We start from the raw sequence: 17,572 nt of genomic DNA, 5'->3' as shown, positions 1-17,572 counted from the left end.
TTGGTTTACAGCCGCCAATTTGGTTCCGTCTTTCGCCGCTTGGCTCGCGCGCGGGTAAACCAATAATAGGCGAGCGCCAGGAGAGCCAAGACAAGCGCAGCCTTCAACAGCAGACCTACGAACACCAGCGCGACGCACAAAACTATCATCAGTATGCTCATCCATACCAGAGCACGCAGGAAATTCAATGTTCTCCCTCCCAATCGTGAAGCCGCAGACGCGGCTCGTCTCCAGGAGCCTTAGCGCCAGTATACCACATCGATCAAAACAAGAGGACAAATTGCCAATATTAGTTGGAATCCTCCAATTGAAAGCAGGCGATTCGGCTTCGGCCGGCGAAACTGTAGTTACCATGATTGGCAGGAGGGGCAACATGCTCGACGCGATTCGATGCCGACACCTGGCTATTGCCGGGGCAACTGGGGTGACGGCTGGGCTGGTGAATTGGACCCTCTGTACCAACGCCTGGTCGCAATCGCTGGTCTGGTGCACCTTCTGGGTCGTGTTGTGGATGGCCACAGTCTGGGACCTGTGTTGCATGCGCATTCCGAACTGGCTCACCTTACCTGGCGCGCTGGTGTTGGTTGTGCTGGGTCTTGCCTTGGCCGGGCAGGGGCCGGTTAGACCTTTGCTGGGTCTGGCCGTGTGTGCAGGAGGGCTCTCGGTGCTGGCGTGGCTGACCGGAGGGGTGGGGTGGGGGGATGTGAAGCTATCCCTTTCCATCGGTGCTGTGTTCGGACCCGTGTTGGGCATGATCGCGCTGACGCTGGCGTTTTCCACTGCGGCACTGTGCGGGGGGCTGTTATGGGGATTGGGGCGCCTGCGGGCTGGACAACCGTTTCCTTTTGCCCCCTTTCTGTTGGCTGGGTGCGGGTTGTGCTTCGGGGTGGTGCCGCACCTCGTGTCGTCGTATGTTCCGTTGGCGGGACTGGGAGGGGCGTCATGGGCTTAAAGGCGTGGATTGAATACGCGCTGGCACGGGGCGCCTCCGACCTCCACGTGGGTTCCGGTGTTCCTCCCGCTCTCCGCGTCTCGGGGCGACTCGAATTGATTCCCTCTACGCTGGCGCCTGCAAAGGCCACCCTCGACATGGTGGAGGAGCTTGTGCCAAGCGTGGACAGACGGGCGTGGGCAAGGGGCGACGAGCTGGACTTTTCCTTTAGTCTGGGTGATCTCGTGCGCATCCGCGGGCACTTGTACCGCACCTATCAAGGCTGGAGTCTGGCTTTGCGTCTGCTGCCGGCTCGTGTTCCCAGTTTGGCCGACCTGCATTTGCCGGCCTGGTTCGAGGTGCTGGCCAACCAGCCGGGGCTGGTGGTGGTGACAGGGCCCACGGGAAGCGGCAAGTCCAGCACACTGGCGGCCTTGGTCCACTGTGTGAACCAAGCGTGCCCGTGGCACATTGTAACGATTGAGGACCCGATTGAGTTTGTGCATGACCCCGTGCGGGCACGCATTGATCAACGCGAGGTGGGCACGCACACGCGTGATTTCGCCTCCGGACTGCGGACCGCTCTGCGGCAAGACCCCGATGTGATATTGATTGGCGAACTGCGCGACGCCTCCACCATGGAAATTGCGTTGACTGCCGCGGAAACGGGTCACTTGGTGTTGACGACGATGCATACCGGGGATGCGGTCCAGACGGTTGAACGCATTTTGGGCAGTTTGGACCAGGGACGGGATGTGGTGCGTTGGCAATTGGCTTCGGTCCTGCGGGCGGTTGTCGCGCAGCGGCTGTTGCCGGCGAGAGCGGGTGGATTGATTCCTGTCCTGGAGGTGCTCGTCAACACGCCGGCGGTGACCAATCTCATCCGGACGGGACAGACCCATCAGCTGCGGTCGGTCATGCAGACGGGCCGGGCGCACGGCATGCAGACGTTCGCTGCACACGTCCAGCAGCTGTTGGACAAGCGCCTGATTGAATCAAGTCCGTGTTTGTGAGTGCATAGGATCAAAAGAGAGCCGCAAGATGCCCGTTCTTGGAGCCGTGTCGGAAAGCGGCCGTATGCAGCGGCAGGGAAAGGGTTTCGTCGAACCGGCTCGAAACGGAAAGGGCTGGATTGCATTCATTCTGGACAGCCGCTATACTAGCCACAGTCTCGGCGTTAAATCCGGCAACCTTTCCTGTGCAAGCTTGAGGAGAGGTGATGGAGTGCGTATCCCGAAGTCAAAGGTTCTGTACGTTTCGGCCGCGGTGTTAGCCCTGTTTGGCGGATCGGCCATGACAGCCGACGCGGCTTACAAAACGGTAACCGTTCAGGACAACGGAGAACGCAGGGTGGTACACGGATTTGGATTTGGCACAGTGAGGTCGTTTTTGAGGCGCCAAGGGGTTACATTTACCCCGGATGACAAGGTCGTTCCAGAGCCGGATAGGCCGGTGACCGATGGCATGGAGGTTACGGTGCGGCGGGCCAAGCTTGTCCATCTTGTGGACGGTGGAGTGCCCCGCGACATGCAGACCACGGCGCTGACCGTAGGTCAGTTGCTGCGGCAGAGCGACATTGAGATGGGCAAGCAAGACATCGTCAGCAAGCCGTTGCATGAACCTCTGAATGAAGGGGAATGGGTGCGGATTTATCGCGTCGAGACTCGTACGTCGACCTCTCGAGCATCGATACCGTTTCAGACCGAGCGTCGGATGACAGATCAACTGTACGAGGGCCAGCAGCGAGTGCTGACGCACGGTGTGAAAGGGTTGCAGGAGGTCTTGACAACCCACAAGTTTGTCGACGGGCGTAAGGTCAGCACCAAAGTCACCAAGAAGGTGTTGCGCAGACCAATTCATGAAATCGTCCTGGTCGGCACCCGGGAGCGCCCAATGGTATCCCGGTCCGCTTCCCTGGCGTCTCGCGGAGGGGGAGGGACGCTGCAGTTTGCGCGAAAATTGGTGATGACCGCGACCGCGTATGTGGGTGGAGGCCGGACCGCCGACGGCTCTCTGGCAGAGCCCGGAGTGGCTTCGGTAGATCCGGCGGTTATTCCACTTGGAAGTCGTCTGTATGTGCCCGGTGTCGGCAAGCTGGTGGCGGCCGACACGGGGGGAGCGATACATGGGAACCGGATTGACATCTGTGTATCCACCGAAAGCGAGGCTCTATCTTTCGGGGTTCGACCGGTCACGGTGTATGTGCTGCACTAGCGGAAGGTTCCCCACGGCCGGTTGACGGGCATGGTAGCTTTAGGGCGGCCGTTTGACATCACATGCAGATGGGAGTCGGCGGGATGGCGACCCGCTGGCTCCCTTTCTCTGTCTGCGGCTCTTCGCGTCATACAGCGGCGATGGTTCTCATAGGATGTCCTCAAATGAGCTTGGACAGGACCCCCTGACGGCTCGCCACGAAGGGAGAACCGTGCGACATGGCAATCCATCGCGCCTATTTCGCAGCAGACGGTCAGCGTGATCACGGTCGTTCTCAACCGGTCGTGGTTCGCGTCGGTGACAAACAGTGGGTGATAGGAGACCAGGTGCAGCCGAGGCAAGGTCCCCATGGTCCGCCGCAGAAAGGTGAGGGGCCGGGTTGGGACGCGGCTGCGCGGCAGTCATCCGCACAGGTGGTGGACAACCCTCTTCCGCCTCCAGCCAAGGGAGAGCCGCGCAAAGGGCAGGCGTGGTTCAGATGGTTGGAGTCGTTTTTGGGTCAGTTGGCCGACACAGGACTCGCGAATCCCGCGCGTTCCGGTCTGGCCAGGAGGAACCGGCGCCGCGCCAGGATGGCTGATAGTTTTCGAGGAGGTCTGGTGTTTGGTCTCGCTCTCGGCTGCCTGAGCTTGATTCTCTTCCACCAAATGCGGCCCAACCTGCCTCTGCCCCAGGACGACTCGGTGCAGCCTGCGCCCATCCGCGCCACGGCGGTGAAAATGACCGGGATCCCCTTGCAGGTTCCGGCCGTGCATCTGTCCGTCTTGGAGATCGGAGAATACCGCAGCTACGACGCAGCCGCTGCAGCAAAGGTCAAGTATGGCAAGCGGGGGGATGGGGCCGCCGTTATCGGGACTTCCCCGTATCGTCTTGTGGTGGACGCGGCGGTTCGCAGCAGCAGTCTGCGCGCTCGTGAAGCGCGTTTGCAGCAACAAGGGATCCCCTCGTCGGCGCACACTCTGATTGTGCCAGCGTGTTTGGTGCGAACGGCGAGTACGGCGACGACGGCGGATGTTCACGCGCTTTCGACTTGGCTGGGAGCCGCTGTGAGCGCGGGCAACGCGTTGGTCGCTGTGCTGTCCGACGGCGCGCCGGAGCGGGACGCGTTGGCCGCCTATCGTGTCTCTGTCGATTGCTTGCCCAAGTCGGACGTGTTGGCGGAGAGCGGGCATGCCGATATCCTGACTGAGGCGGAGAAGGCCTTGCGCCAGGCATTCAACGCCATGAAACAAGGCAATGTTCAGGCCGCGATGAGCGACCTTCTCAACTTTTACAGCAGGGTGATTCAGTTGTCGGCGTTCAAGGTGAAGGATTGAAACCTTGTCCTTTGTTTGTTCACGTGTTTCCATCTGTTTTGGGAAGGGATTTGCTGCTTCCTGTCGAAATACGTAGACGGCTGTCCGACAGAACTTCACGAGGAAGGAAGGGTTTCGTTGCGCGGATCGTTGGGCATCGTCGTCTACGTGCTGCTGGGGGCTATTCTTGGTACGGTGGCGGGGCAACTGCTCGCGCACCAGGTGCCCTGGCTGGGAAGGCAGACGGTGGTGCGGATGAATCCGAGCGGGAATTTGTCGTTTCTGAGCTTCTCGCTGGATCTGACGTTCCGTGTCAACTGGCTTACCTTGGTTGGCGTGGTGGCTGCGTTCATGTTTGGACGGCGGCGGAAGTAGGATTCGCCGGCCGATTCACGTCAATTTGTTGAACACTCGCCACATCTACGGACAGTTGGATAGATTTATAATGGAATCGGTTTGGCTACGCTCTCTGTTTCCCCTATTTTATTTTCTGCGTACCGTTTGACCGCCTGCGGCCTGGGATGGGCGCAGGGGACGCACGCAGGATAGGGGGAGGGCGCATGACCAAAAAGGCGCATTCACTCTTGGAGGACACAGATACGCCGCGCGAGCGTTTGCTTCGCTGTGGCGCGCAGGCCCTGCGCAACGACGAACTGTTGGCTATCATTCTGCAAACGGGATCCAGGTCCGTCCCGGTGCAGGAATTGGCGAGACGCGTCATTCAGTCCGTCGGGGGCTTGTACGGTTTACTGGATTGTGAGGTGCAGGAGCTTGTCTCGGTACCGGGTATAGGGACGGCCAAGGCCCTGCAAATCGCAGCTGCGGTCGAGATGGGGCGTCGCATTGTGCGCCGGCCCAGCGCGGACCGGTTGCGCATCCGCAGTGCGGAGGACGCGGCCGAGTATGTTATGGACCGGATGAGGTACCTTAAAAAGGAACACTTCATCACTTTGCACTTGGATACCAAACACTGTGTCATTGCAGAAGAATTGATCTCCATGGGGAGCCTGGATGCTTCTATTGTTCACCCCAGGGAAATCTTCAAATCTGCAGTCAAGCGTAGTGCGTCTGCGATTCTATGTATCCACAACCATCCCAGCGGCGATCCGCAGCCCAGTCCGGAAGACATCGCGGTCACCAGGCGGCTGTGTGAGGCAGGCAGATTGTTAGGCATCGACGTTCTGGACCACATTGTCGTCGGAGATGGCCGGTTTGTCAGTCTGCGCGCGCAAGGATACTGCGGGTGAACGATGGATGAGGGGAATAACAGCCTGTGCGAGAGGAGTTTGGAATCTAGATGTTTGCTGGACGGGACATGGGCGTTGATTTAGGCACCGCGAACACACTGGTATATGTGAAGGGGAAAGGCATCGTCGTACGCGAGCCGTCGGTGGTCGCCATCCGCACGGATACAGGGGCCATTGAGGCTGTGGGTGAGCAAGCCAAGCAGATGATTGGTCGGACGCCCGGCAACATCATCGCCGTGCGGCCAATGAAGGATGGGGTCATCGCCGACTTTCAAACCACAGCGACGATGCTCAGGCACTTCATTCGCCAGGCAATGCGGAACAAGTCCTCATGGTCCGGCAAACCGCGGGTGATGATCAGCGTGCCCTCTGGCATCACGGCGGTGGAAAAACGTGCTGTGGAAGAGGCTGCCATGGAGGCGGGGGCGAAGGACGCTCAGACCATCGAAGAACCCATGGCTGCAGCCATTGGCGCCGGTCTCCCGGTTGGAGAGCCGACGGGGAGTATGGTAGTGGACATCGGCGGCGGCACCACCGAAGTGGCCATTATTTCGTTGGGCGGCATCGTCACCAGCCGTTCGATTCGCGTTGCTGGCGACGAGATGGACGAAGCCATCATGCAATACATCAAGAAAGAATACAACATGATGATTGGGGAGCGCACGGCCGAGGAACTGAAATTGACCATCGGAACCGCGCTGGATATGGGTGAACAGGAGACCCTGGAGATCCGCGGCCGGGACTTGGTGACGGGGCTGCCAAAGACGTTTTCCCTCTCCTCTTCGGAGATCAGCCAGGCCCTGGCGGATACGGTCGGATCGATTGTGGACGCTGTGAAGGTGACGTTGGAAAAGTCTCCGCCGGAGCTGGCTGCGGACATCATGGACCGCGGCATCGTGCTGACCGGCGGTGGAGCGCTGCTGCGCAATCTCGACAAGCTGCTCTCTGATGAGACGGGGATGCCCGTGATCGTGGCGGAAAATCCGTTGGACTGTGTGGCCGTGGGCACGGGGAAGGCCCTGGACAACTACGATGTCTATCGCCGTCGCAACCACCCGGGTCGGCGCGTGTCGAGCCGGGCTTGAGGAAGACGACGCGACGGCTTCCAGATAAGACGCACAATGGGGAGAGGTCCCAGCGCCCGCTTCGTGGATTCGCGCAAGCGGGCGATACCCTGATCAGAAAGTGGGATGCGGGTGTCCCGTCTATTGACTAACCGTAGGCTGTTTATTCTGCTCGCGGGGTTGATCTTGGTCATTGCCATTGCAGGCCTCACGTTGCGAGAGCGTAACCGTGCGGCGTCGTGGCCTGAACGCGTCGTGATGGACGTTCAGAACACGGTGGCTGGGTGGGTGTATCGGCCGGTGAGCAATGCTACCGCTTTTCTGTCTGGTATCCACGCACTGCACCAAATGTATGTAGAAAACGCACAGCTGCAGAATGAACTCAAGGATTACGACGCACTCAAGGCAAAACTGGCCGATGCCGAGGCGGAGAACGAGCGTCTGTGGGAGATGTTGGGTTTTAAGCGTTCCCCTGCGAATCGGTATCACCTGCTGCCGGCTTACGTAATCGGGCGCGACCCTTCGCAATGGAACGCGGTTATCACGATTAACGTGGGCAGCGTGGACGGTGTGAAGGACAACATGCCGGTTGTGGGACCGGATGGGAGCTTGGTTGGGCGTGTCGACACAACCGCGCGCACGAGTTCCAAGGTTATCTTGATTACCGATGCGGAGGTCGGGGGCGGTGTCTCCGCCGAGGTACAAAACGGCACCAAGAAGCCTCCCTTTGGGGTGGTGACAGGTTCTACGGGAAAGACAGGCACGCTGCAGCTCAACTTTCTGTCGCCACTCGCCGATGTGAAGCCGGGGGATACCGTGGTAACCTCCGGGTTGAGCACGATGTATCCACCGGATATCGTGATCGGCCGGGTGCAGTCCGTGAGCGGTGGCGGGCAAGGGCTCACCCAGTCTGCTACTGTCAAGCCCAGCGCAGACCTGCAGTACTTGCGCGACGTGTTCGTGGTTGAATCGGGGGGCCACGCATGAGAAACGGGATCGCCTTTGTCCTGCTGTGGGCGGCCCTTACCCTGCAAGCGACGGTGTTTCAAATCCCGCCCATTGATGTTGTGCAACCGGACCTTGTGATTGTGGTCATGGTGGTTGTCGCCCTCACCCAAGGGCCCAAAGCTGCATTGATTTTAGGGATTTTGGTTGGCCTGTGCCAGGATGTCGTGTACGGGGCGTTCATCGGTCTCAACGCGTTCACCTATGCTGTCATCGGATACTTTGCTGGCACGGTGTTTGCCCAGTTTCTTCACCGCAACGTGGCCATCACGTTTCTCGTGACGATTTTCTTTGCGTTTATCAATGTTTGGATTACGTACGGCATGGAACGGCTGTTTGATGTGACAGGGTACACTGCCCAGGCTGTGCTGCGTCATTCCCTGGCGCAGATGATAATTGACGGGATTACCTTACTCATCCTCTATCCCTTCTTGGTCCGCTTGCTTGTCCCTCGCAAACGGAAACGGTACCCAGAACCTGAGGCAGACGGAGTGTCCTAAGGCATGAGCAGGATTTTGGAACACAATCGCGAATTGACAAGCCGTGTTGGTGCGCAGGGGCAGGGGGGAGTTTCATGGCGACAAACATAACGGAACAGACCAGGATGGGACCCAAGCCGCCGGTTGCCGTCAAGGGCGTGCGCGATGGACTTTTGTTCCTATTGAATGACCGATGCCCATTCGACGAATTGCTGCACCACTTGCACGATCTGCTCACAGGGGTGGGGTCCAGTCTGTTTGATGGACCTGAGGTTTCTGTCTTTGTCGATTATGGTGAACGGGAGTTGACGCGCCCGGAGAGCCAGGCGCTGCTGACGGAGTTTTTGCAAAAGGAAAACTTTATCCTGCGGGAATTTGGAGCGCATACGGTGGCGCGCCGGCTGCTGTTTCGAAACCCGACTGGGGGCATCAAGCAGTCCATCTACAAAGGGACGGTGCGGTCGGGTCAAAGCTTGTTGTTCGATGGTGACGTGGTTGTGGTGGGGGATGTCCATCCCGGCGGTGAAATCGCCGCCACAGGGGACATTTTTGTGTTCGGCCGCTTGCATGGCATTGCGCATGCCGGGGTCGAGGGGGACACCCGGGCTGTGGTAGGGGCGGCGGAATTCGCCCCTTTGCAGGTGCGGATAGCGGATTACATAGGACACGCGCCCCGGGCTGAGGGGAAGCGCCTCCGGACCTTCATGGAACTGGCCTATGTGCATGAGAACGGGATGGCGGTAGGGCGCATGCACTTTCTTCCGTCTTTGCGGCGCTGACATGCTGGCGCAAGACGATGGGGAAGGGGATTCAAGCTGCGCCGAACCCAGCTGGCGTTGCAAGGCCTGATGGGGACGTGGAGCGAAGACTTTTGGGGGGACGCGGATGGGCACTGCAATTGTCATCACGTCGGGCAAAGGGGGCGTGGGCAAGACCACGTCTTCAGCAAACATCGGCACCGCGCTGGCTTTGCTGGGGCGCAGTGTCTGTTTGGTCGACGCGGACATTGGCCTGCGCAACCTGGATGTGGTCATGGGATTGGAGAATCGCATTATCTACGACCTGGTGGATGTGGCGTCCGGGGAATGTCGACTGGAGCAAGCGCTGATTAAAGACAAGCGATTTGAACGGCTGTACCTGCTTCCGGCCTCGCAGACCAAGGACAAAACCGCGCTCTCTGCCGATGCAGTCAAACGGATTGTGAATCAACTCAAAGAGCAACATGATTTTGTCATCATCGATTGTCCCGCAGGCATTGAGCACGGGTTCAAGGTCGCGGTGGCGGGAGCGGACGAGGCAATTGTCGTGACAACCCCGGAGAACGCGGCCGTGCGCGACGCCGACCGGGTCATCGGGTTGCTTGAGGCGGCAGGTCTGCGTCAGCCGAAACTGGTGGTTAACCGCATCCGGCCGAACATGGTCAAGGCCGGGGACATGCTGGACATTGACGAGATTGTGCAGGTATTGGCCATCGACCTGTTGGGGATTGTGCCGGATGATGAGGCCATCATCCGGAACGCCAATAAGGGAGAGCCGACTGTTGTGCGGCCGGATACAAAGGCGTCCATCGCCTATCGGGATATCGCGCGCCGCATCCTTGGCGACTCGGTTCCACTCATGTCCCTTGAGGACGCACCCGGTTTTTGGGGACGGATCCGGCGCTTGATGGGTGGCCGGTCATAAGGACCTGGCGACTGCCCAAGCATACTCGTCCACACTCCGTCATACGAATGTACTGGCACCGCGGTACCATGTGGTGCGGCAGTCGATGTGGAGAGGGGATGGGGTGTATGCTCCGCAGTCGCCAATCGTTACGGTCATGGTGGAATCCCAAGCCGGAAGCCTCCCCTGGTACGGGGCCATCCTCGGTTTCTGGCTCTGAATTTCCTCCCTTGAAAGATAACCCGTGGATGTCGCTGCACGCTCCTCGGGACCATCCATTCGCGGATGGCGGCCCCGATGGCCCGGCGGGTTCGAGCAAGGACAACGCGGCAGCCTATGTGCGCTGGCTGTCCGACGAGAGTTCTCCCTACGGGTTTGCGGATCAGGACGGAACGCTCAAACAGGTGGACAGCCGGACGTGGCAACGCGTCACACCGCGCACTCACAAACGGTTTGTGGCATCAACCACTCAACCGCGCAAGACGAGCGGATTGACCCGGCAGAAAAGTGAAACGACCTGGCTGTTGCAGGGACTCTTGGCGGTTGTCATGATTGGCCTGGGCTGGTACGGCGTTCATGCCAAGTCTCCGTTTGGCCACCAGGTGAAGGCGGCTTTTGAACGGGCGTTTGCCGATGACTACAGCGGTCAGGTCACGGCGGCGTTCGACCGGGTAGCTGAAAAATACCATCTAGACGTGCCGGTTTTCGGGACTGTGGCGCTGCACTATCACGTGCCCATGCAGGGGCGAGTGACGGTCGACTTTTCCGCCCAACACCCGCGGATGGTCATCTCGGGCAAGGCCAATGAAGGGGTATCGGCCGCTGGCTCGGGAACCGTATCGCGATTGGTGAATCAGGGTTCCAGCGGGTACCTTGTCGTCATCGACCACGGTGGCGGTCGGAGCACGTTGTACGACGGCTTGGCGACCGTGACGGTTCACAAGGGGCAGTCGGTCGCCTCCGGACAGCTGATTGGCCGTTTGCGCAACAACGGCCACCCCACCCTCCAATTTGCCTTCCAACAAGATGGGAAATTTGTGAATCCGCATGACTACATCGTCTGGTCGAACGAGGAAGCATGAGGGGCAGCTTGTTAGCTTCCCGCTGGCTCGGCGGACCGACCTGGGGGATCCTGGCGCGCATTCGAGTGCATCCTCTCTTTTTGGCTCTGCTCCTGTTGGCTGTATTCCTCGGTTTGTGGAGGAACATGGTTGTTCTTTTCATCCTCGTGATGCTGCACGAGTTGGGACACGCCATGGTGGCCAATCACCTGGGGTACGAGGTGGAAGAGGTGTCGTTGCTCCCCTTTGGCGGTGTGGCGCGGCTGACCTACGGGCGGCTTGGATTTATTCCCAGAGACGAGGCCTTGATCGCGATTGCCGGGCCTATGGTCAATGTCTTGCTGATCGGCGTTTCCTGTGGCCTGTACGCAGGCGGTCTTTGGTCGGAGGACTTCACGTCTGAGGTCGTGCGCTTGAATCTGTGGCTGGTTGTGTTCAACTTGTTGCCTGGGTTGCCTTTGGATGGGGGACGCATCCTGCGCGCCGCCCGCGCCCGCGAAATTGGATTCGAGCAGGCGACTCAGGAGGTGTACGGTGTGGCCTTTGTTCTCGCGATTGCGCTGCTGATTCTGGGCGGCTTGTCCATGTGGGCAGGTATGCCGCACCTGGGCATGGTCATTTTGGCCGCTTTCCTCTTGATCACGGCATGGAGCGGGATGAGAGACATCCGTGTGGAGACCATTCGCTTTTTGGACGCCAAGCGTCGCAGTGAACGGCGGCAGACACTGGAGATTCGCGCCTTTGCAGCGCCGGCACAAGCCACGGTGCGGGACGTCGTGCGGCGATTCTCTCCGGATCATTACCACATGGTGTACGTCCTTGGTGCCGGTGGGCAGGTGGCGACTATCCTCGAGGAGGATGAGCTGCTTGCGGCCGTGTTTGACGGGCGCTGGTTGGACACGTTGGAAACGTGGATGCAGCGCGTCCCGTGAATGCCGAGAAATCGGGGTCCCTTGATCGCGGACGACAGGTGAACTTGCCAGTTGCGTGGAAGCATGATATGCTAACATGGATTTGTTACTTCAACCGCATGTTGCAGGCAGAGAAATCCCCTGTGGGTGCCTGGACAGCGAGTCTAAGTAAGGAGCGGTTTGGTCATGTACGCGATTGTGGCTACCGGAGGCAAGCAGTATAAGGTTTCCGTGGGGGACGTCGTAACGGTTGAAAAACTGGCGGCCGAGGTCGGTGACTCGGTGACCCTGGACGAGGTTTACCTCGTCAGCGGTGACGGTGGCGTCCGGGTGGGTTCTCCTGTGGTGCCGGGAGCGCGTGTAATTGCCAAGGTGGAGGGGCATGGCCGCGGCGAGAAAATTGTGGTGTTCAAATATAAGCCGAAAAAGAACTATCATAAGAAACAGGGCCATCGTCAGCCGTACACGCGCCTGCGTATAGAGGCCATCGAGGTCTAAGGGGATTCATGATTGTCTGCGATGTGACCGAGGTGAACGGGCGCATTCACCAGTTTCGGTTGCGCGGGCATGCCGGATACGCGGATGTGGGATCGGATATCGTGTGCGCGGCCGTCTCGGCGTTGGTGACAAACGCCATCAACAGCTGCGAGGCGCTGTTGCGTGTGGTGCCGGAGTGTACGGATGATGGGGATGAGTTGTTCTGTCGGCTTCCGTCCCATCGCATCTCCGCCGAGACCGACTTGTTGTTTCGCAGCATGGTGCTCGGTCTTGAGCAGATTTCAGAGCAGTATCCACGTCATGTGCAAGTGCGCATGCATCACGAATAGGGGTGAAGACGATGTTGCAACTAAACCTGCAGCGATTTGCACACAAGAAGGGTGTGTCGAGCACCCGCAACGGTCGTGACAGCATTTCGAAACGGCTGGGCGTCAAGCGCGGAGACGGTCAATTGGTGACGGCCGGCAGCATCTTGGTCCGTCAGCGGGGAACCAAGATCCACCCGGGCGTCAACGTAGGGATTGGCAAGGATGATACGCTGTTTGCGAAGGTGGAGGGTCGAGTCAAGTTTGAGCGTTGGGGCCGTGATCGCAAGCGCGTGAGCGTGTATCCGGTCGCGGTGGAGGAGCCCGTGGTCAGCGAGGCCTGAAGAGAATCCTCGGGCTTGGCATTTATGACATACAGTGGGGAAAAGGGCCTGGCGGTTTCGCCAGGCCTATTTTTCAGGCGGAAGGGTGTTGGCCCGTGGATGGGTGGCCGGATGTCTTTCGGCAGCATCGACACGATGTCTTGAACGGATTGCAGCTGGTGCAAGGGTATCTGCAGTTGGGAAAACCGGATCGGGCGCTGGCCGCTTTGATCGAGTTGTCGGGGTGGCTGCAGGGGGTTTCGCGAGCCCAATCGGTGGCTGCGGACAGCGACTGGGAGTTTGTGTTCGCCGTGGCCACGTGCGCTTCCTTGGAACTGGCGGCCTGTGAGCGGCTGTTTCCGATGGATGAGCCGCTGTTGCGCGAACTCTCCCACCTGTGGCGGGCGTTGCAGCAATCATTGGCCTCCTCGTCTGTGCCTCGTTTGCGCGTACAGGTCTACGGCACGGCCGAGCCGGGCGTCCCGAGTCGCTCCGCAGATGTGGTGCTGATGGGCGATCCGGACGTCGACAGGTGGTGGCTGGGTGTGGCGGATGAGCTGGGCAGAGGTTTGACCCGGGTGAATATCAGAATCCGTCGCGACGGGTGTCACCCATACTAAGGCAAGGATTCTCCATACATAGGGCGCAGACTGGATATGGAGGGATCGCGATGTTTGTCGACGAGGCGCGCATTTATGTCAAGGGGGGCGACGGAGGCAATGGCATTGTCGCATATCGCCGGGAAAAATACGTGCCGCTTGGGGGGCCGGCCGGCGGCGACGGTGGAAACGGCGGCAATGTCGTGTTGATGGTGGACGAAGGCCTGCGCACCCTGATGGACTTTCGCTATCAACGACATTTCAAGGCGGCCAGGGGTGAGAACGGGCGCAACAAAAACCGCCATGGACAGAGCGCCGAGGACCTGGTTGTGAAGGTCCCGCCGGGGACGGTCGTGTACGACGGGGACACGGGGGAGTTCCTCGGGGACCTGGTGCACCACGGCCAGCGCCTGTGCGTCGCCCGCGGTGGGCGGGGAGGCAGGGGGAATACGCGCTTTGCCCATGCCGGCAATTCGGCTCCTGAGATCGCGGAGAAGGGAGAGCCGGGGCAGGAACGTTGGTTGCGGTTGGAGCTGAAGGTTCTGGCCGATGTGGGATTGGTTGGCTATCCGAGCGTCGGCAAGTCCACCTTGCTGTCGGCCGTATCCGCAGCTCGCCCGAAGATCGGGGACTATCCTTTCACCACCCTCTCACCCGAATTGGGCGTCGTGGAGGCACCGGACGGGCGCAGTTTCGTGATGGCGGATTTGCCCGGGTTGATTGAGGGGGCCCACGAAGGCAAAGGGCTGGGACATGACTTTTTGCGCCACATTGAGCGCACGCGGGTGTTGGTGCATGTGATTGACATGGCAGCTGTGGATGGGCGGGACCCTATCCAGGACTACCAGGTCATCAATGAGCAGCTCTACAAGCATGACGCTCGGTTGGCGAGACGCCCGCAGTTGGTGGCCGCCAACAAAATGGATCTGCCGGAGGCTGAAGAACACCTGCAGGCGTTTCGCGACGCATACCCGGATCAGGTGGTGTATCCAATTTCTGGGGCTACTCGTTCCGGCTTGGCCGAGCTGTTGACGGCTGTGGCCGACGCGTTGGAGCAGGCGGAGGCAGTCGACGCCGCGGCTCTGCCTCAGGCGGAAGATACGGATCCGGAGAAGAAGGTCTACCGCTACGAGCCCAAGCACCCGTTCCGCATTTACCGGGAGGGATCTGCCTTTGTCGTCGAATCCGAGGAGCTGGAGAAGTTGGTGCGAATGACCAATTTTGAGCAGTATGATGCGGTGAAAAGGTTCCAACGCATTCTCAAGCGCCGCGGTGTCGACGATGCGCTCCGCCAGCGTGGGGCCAAAGAGGGCGATGTGATAAGGATTGCCGACATGGAATTTGACTTTGTCGAATGACGCGCCCGAGTGGTGGGGGCCGCCGTTCGCGGCCGAAGCGGCCCAGTGGGCAGACACCTGCTGGCCGGATGAGGCCCTGGGGTGGTTCTGTCGGACACGAGAAGGACGGGTGGTCTTTCGCGGCGTCCGGGTGGAGGCGACTCCGTATCACTTTTCAATCCGGCCGTCTGACCTGGTGGACTGGGCTTATCATCTCCATGATGCAGGAGAGTCTGTGCTCGCGTCGTTTCACAATCATCCGATGGGCGGGGAGTCGTTCTCTCGCGCCGATCATCGTTTGGCTCTGTGGGCCCCCTGGCATGTGCTGTGCGTGTCCTCGCCTGGTGGATGGGTCTTTCGCTTTGCCCGTACGACAAAAACGTAAAAGCGTGTGAAATGCATACAATCTTATATATTCCGTTTCGTGTTGCAAACAGGCGGCTGCCGCGGCTTCGCGAATTTCTCTAGCAAGACGCCCGGTCTGGGCGGGAGATGGAGGGATTCGCATGGAGGAAGCGTCAGCCGTCTTTCTGTGCCAACAGATATTGGACGGGGCTTTGGAACAAGGTTGCACGGATGTGCATGTCAGCGTGAGTGGCGGCCGGCTTGAGGTGAAATTCCGATTGGACGGTCTTCTAGTGCCCTACTTGGCGAGCGAATCGCCGGTCGGCCCCGCGTTGGTGCGGCGGATCAAAGCCTTGGCGAACATGGATGTCGCCGAGAGCCGTTTGCCCCAGGACGGCGCCTTTCACTGGGAGGGAAAGGAGACCTGCGACGTTCGCGTCTCGACGCTGCCGCTTATTCATGGTGAATGTATGGTCCTGCGCCTGTTGGCGGGGACGGACAGATACGATTTTCGTCAGCTCGGCATGGATGAGCTTCAGGTACGACAGTTGTCCCACATGCTGAACGGAGCTGGAGGCCTGATGGTGGTGGCGGGGCCAACCGGCTCGGGCAAGACCACCACCTTGTATGCCATCATGCGCTGGCTGGCGGAACGCGGCCGGCACGTAGTCAGTCTGGAAGACCCCGTGGAGAGGCCGATTCCAGAACTCCACCAGTTCCAGATCCGGGAAAAGATCGGCTTCACTTTCGCGAGCGCGCTCAAAGCGGTCCTGCGTCAGGACCCGGACGCGATTGCCATCGGCGAGGTGAGAGACGAGGAGACGGCGCGGGTGATGTTGCGGGCGGCGCTCACAGGACACCTGGTGCTCGCGACCGCGCACGCGGCCGACCTCATCGGAGTGGCCGAGCGGTTGTCGGAGTTTGGCCTGGCGCGATCCTTGATCGCCGATGTGCTCATTGGGGCGGTGGTTCAGACCTGGCTGGACGAAGTGTGCTATCGCTGCCAGGGTCGGGGATGCGAGGCCTGTCGCAGCGGGGTGCTTCGGCGCGTGCCCCGCTTTACGGTACATCGCATGACACAGGCGCTGCGTCATGCGATTGCGTCCGGATCGACTTGGCACGACATGCATGCAAGCCCGCGTGATCAGCGGATACGGGAGGAACCGTTGGAACATGCCGGAACGTGAACACGCACAGGCGCTTACAGGTCCGTCGAAGTCAGAGCGTATAGGGCGGTTGGGAGCGCGGTGGCGACGCTGGCGTCCTGCCGATTCCGTGAGCCTCTGCCGCGACCTGGCGGAACTCTTGGAAGCGGGGCTGCCGTTGCGGGAGGCCATTGCGTGCTTGCAAACTCCAGGTGGGCAGCGGGGACGAGTGTTTGCGTTACAGGTGGCTCGTGAGGCGGTGGAACGGGGAGAACTGCTGAGTGACGCGTGGCGTTCATGGGCGCCGACAGATCTCACCATGATGCTCGAAGTGGGGGCGCAATCCGGCCGTTTGGCCGAGTGTCTCCGGCTGTGGAGTGAGCAGACAGGGAAACGCCGGGAGTGGCAGGCCGCGATGGTCCGGTCTGCGGCGTACCCCGCGCTGTTGATGGTCATGACGCTGGTGCTGCAGCTGTTCATTTTGCGCATGATCCTACCGTCGATGACCAACATGTATCAAATGGCCGGGGCCTCAGCCCCGGAGAGTTACCGCCTGGCGAATCAATTCTTGCACCTGATGCCCGTGTGCTTCCTGTTTGTCCTCGCCGGATTCGTGGCAGCCGTGGGGGCCGTTTGGTGGCTGGACCGTCGGGCGCACAACCCGCTACAGCGGTGGATTCATCGCACGTCCCTGGGGAGGTGGTTCCGCCTGCAGCGGACTGCGACGTTCGCCTCCATGACGGCACAGCTGGTGAGCGCTGGTGTGCCGATATTGGACGCCCTGTCGGTCTTGCAGCAACAAGGGAAACCCCGCTGGTTGGCCGTCGCCTGCAAGACCTTGCGAGTGGAGCTTTTGGCTGGCAACAATCTGGCCTCGGCCTTGACAGGTGCCTGGGATCCGATTCTTTCGTCCTTGATGTCCCTGACGGAGACAACCGGAAACCTCTCGTCTGGACTCGAACGGGCGGCCGTTCTTCTCCGCGCGCGCTGGGTACGCCAAATGGAGGCGGTCATGCGTATCTTGGAGCCGGTTCTGGTAAGTGTGAGCGGCGGGCTCGTGGCGGTGACGATGTTGGCTCTGTTGCTGCCGATGTATGACTTGATGGGGGCCATGTCCAGCCCCGTGCTGGCACCCTGAACACATTCCAAAA

Annotated in this window: 22 protein-coding genes and 1 other annotated feature; of the genes, 21 read left to right on the top strand and 1 reads right to left on the bottom strand. The window is 60.1% G+C overall.

Annotated features, from left to right (window positions below; genetic code table 11):
• Positions 1-5: 5 nt before the first annotated feature.
• Complete coding sequence (locus AK2_RS07625) at positions 6-188, bottom strand: hypothetical protein (RefSeq protein WP_067933017.1); 183 nt, start codon at positions 186-188, stop codon at positions 6-8.
• Between the two features lie 185 nt (positions 189-373).
• Here AK2_RS07625 and AK2_RS07620 point away from each other — a divergent pair, with 185 nt between their 5' ends.
• From AK2_RS07620 to AK2_RS07520, 21 genes are all read left to right on the top strand, one after another.
• Positions 374-952 (top strand): prepilin peptidase, encoded by a 579-nt coding sequence (locus AK2_RS07620; protein WP_067933015.1) that lies wholly within the window; start codon positions 374-376, stop codon positions 950-952.
• On the top strand, positions 943-1,944 hold the full coding sequence (locus AK2_RS07615) for a type IV pilus twitching motility protein PilT (protein WP_067933013.1): 1,002 nt from the start codon (positions 943-945) through the stop codon (positions 1,942-1,944). Before AK2_RS07620 ends, AK2_RS07615 begins: the two co-directional genes overlap by 10 nt.
• 211 nt (positions 1,945-2,155) lie before the next feature.
• Positions 2,156-3,145: a resuscitation-promoting factor gene (locus AK2_RS07610; protein ID WP_067933011.1), complete on the top strand. Its 990-nt coding sequence runs from the start codon at positions 2,156-2,158 to the stop codon at positions 3,143-3,145.
• 218 nt (positions 3,146-3,363) lie between these two features.
• Entirely contained in the window at positions 3,364-4,461 is a 1,098-nt protein-coding gene (locus AK2_RS07605; protein ID WP_067933009.1) for a hypothetical protein, read from the top strand.
• Between the two features lie 117 nt (positions 4,462-4,578).
• Positions 4,579-4,815 carry a DUF4321 domain-containing protein gene (locus tag AK2_RS07600; protein ID WP_067933007.1) on the top strand — a complete coding sequence of 79 codons (237 nt, stop codon included), beginning with the start codon at positions 4,579-4,581 and terminating at the stop codon, positions 4,813-4,815.
• 185 nt (positions 4,816-5,000) lie between these two features.
• The gene (radC, locus tag AK2_RS07595) at positions 5,001-5,687 is read left to right on the top strand and encodes a RadC family protein (protein WP_067933005.1); all 687 of its coding nucleotides are present in this window, start codon (positions 5,001-5,003) and stop codon (positions 5,685-5,687) included.
• Between the two features lie 50 nt (positions 5,688-5,737).
• Entirely contained in the window at positions 5,738-6,772 is a 1,035-nt protein-coding gene (locus AK2_RS07590) for a rod shape-determining protein (protein WP_067933004.1), read from the top strand.
• 123 nt (positions 6,773-6,895) lie between these two features.
• A complete protein-coding gene (gene mreC, locus AK2_RS07585; protein ID WP_245632818.1) occupies positions 6,896-7,738 on the top strand; it encodes a rod shape-determining protein MreC in 843 nt (280 codons plus the stop codon).
• Complete coding sequence (mreD, locus tag AK2_RS07580; RefSeq protein ID WP_067933000.1) at positions 7,735-8,256, top strand: rod shape-determining protein MreD; 522 nt, start codon at positions 7,735-7,737, stop codon at positions 8,254-8,256. Before mreC ends, mreD begins: the two co-directional genes overlap by 4 nt.
• A gap of 74 nt (positions 8,257-8,330) precedes the next feature.
• On the top strand, positions 8,331-9,014 hold the full coding sequence (locus AK2_RS07575) for a septum site-determining protein MinC (RefSeq protein WP_083520962.1): 684 nt from the start codon (positions 8,331-8,333) through the stop codon (positions 9,012-9,014).
• Positions 9,015-9,120: 106 nt separating this feature from the next.
• The gene (gene minD, locus AK2_RS07570) at positions 9,121-9,918 is read left to right on the top strand and encodes a septum site-determining protein MinD (RefSeq protein WP_067932998.1); all 798 of its coding nucleotides are present in this window, start codon (positions 9,121-9,123) and stop codon (positions 9,916-9,918) included.
• Positions 9,919-10,145: 227 nt separating this feature from the next.
• Positions 10,146-10,979 (top strand): M23 family metallopeptidase, encoded by an 834-nt coding sequence (locus AK2_RS07565; RefSeq protein ID WP_067932996.1) that lies wholly within the window; start codon positions 10,146-10,148, stop codon positions 10,977-10,979.
• 8 nt (positions 10,980-10,987) lie between these two features.
• Positions 10,988-11,890 (top strand): M50 family metallopeptidase, encoded by a 903-nt coding sequence (locus tag AK2_RS07560; RefSeq protein WP_245632817.1) that lies wholly within the window; start codon positions 10,988-10,990, stop codon positions 11,888-11,890.
• Between the two features lie 82 nt (positions 11,891-11,972).
• Positions 11,973-12,045: a sequence feature (ribosomal protein L21 leader region), on the top strand.
• A 10-nt stretch (positions 12,046-12,055) separates the two neighbouring features.
• Entirely contained in the window at positions 12,056-12,367 is a 312-nt protein-coding gene (gene rplU, locus AK2_RS07555) for a 50S ribosomal protein L21 (protein WP_067932992.1), read from the top strand.
• A gap of 8 nt (positions 12,368-12,375) precedes the next feature.
• On the top strand, positions 12,376-12,696 hold the full coding sequence (locus tag AK2_RS07550; RefSeq protein ID WP_067932990.1) for a ribosomal-processing cysteine protease Prp: 321 nt from the start codon (positions 12,376-12,378) through the stop codon (positions 12,694-12,696).
• Between the two features lie 11 nt (positions 12,697-12,707).
• On the top strand, positions 12,708-13,016 hold the full coding sequence (gene rpmA, locus AK2_RS07545) for a 50S ribosomal protein L27 (RefSeq protein WP_067926605.1): 309 nt from the start codon (positions 12,708-12,710) through the stop codon (positions 13,014-13,016).
• Between the two features lie 95 nt (positions 13,017-13,111).
• Positions 13,112-13,615, top strand: coding sequence for a Spo0B domain-containing protein (locus AK2_RS07540; RefSeq protein ID WP_067932989.1), 504 nt, complete (start codon positions 13,112-13,114; stop codon positions 13,613-13,615).
• A gap of 50 nt (positions 13,616-13,665) precedes the next feature.
• Complete coding sequence (obgE, locus tag AK2_RS07535) at positions 13,666-14,952, top strand: GTPase ObgE (RefSeq protein WP_067932986.1); 1,287 nt, start codon at positions 13,666-13,668, stop codon at positions 14,950-14,952.
• The gene (locus AK2_RS07530) at positions 14,942-15,316 is read left to right on the top strand and encodes a Mov34/MPN/PAD-1 family protein (RefSeq protein WP_169794749.1); all 375 of its coding nucleotides are present in this window, start codon (positions 14,942-14,944) and stop codon (positions 15,314-15,316) included. Before obgE ends, AK2_RS07530 begins: the two co-directional genes overlap by 11 nt.
• A gap of 121 nt (positions 15,317-15,437) precedes the next feature.
• A complete protein-coding gene (locus AK2_RS07525; protein WP_067932984.1) occupies positions 15,438-16,463 on the top strand; it encodes a GspE/PulE family protein in 1,026 nt (341 codons plus the stop codon).
• Complete coding sequence (locus AK2_RS07520; protein WP_067932982.1) at positions 16,450-17,559, top strand: type II secretion system F family protein; 1,110 nt, start codon at positions 16,450-16,452, stop codon at positions 17,557-17,559. The genes AK2_RS07525 and AK2_RS07520 overlap by 14 nt, the downstream gene beginning before the upstream one ends.
• Positions 17,560-17,572 lie beyond the last annotated feature (13 nt).

The organism is Alicyclobacillus kakegawensis NBRC 103104 (assembly GCF_001552655.1).
In the GTDB taxonomy this organism is placed as follows: domain Bacteria; phylum Bacillota; class Bacilli; order Alicyclobacillales; family Alicyclobacillaceae; genus Alicyclobacillus_G; species Alicyclobacillus_G kakegawensis.
Note: the sequence above shows the minus strand (reverse complement) of the source record. Positions and strands in the feature narration are given on the sequence as shown.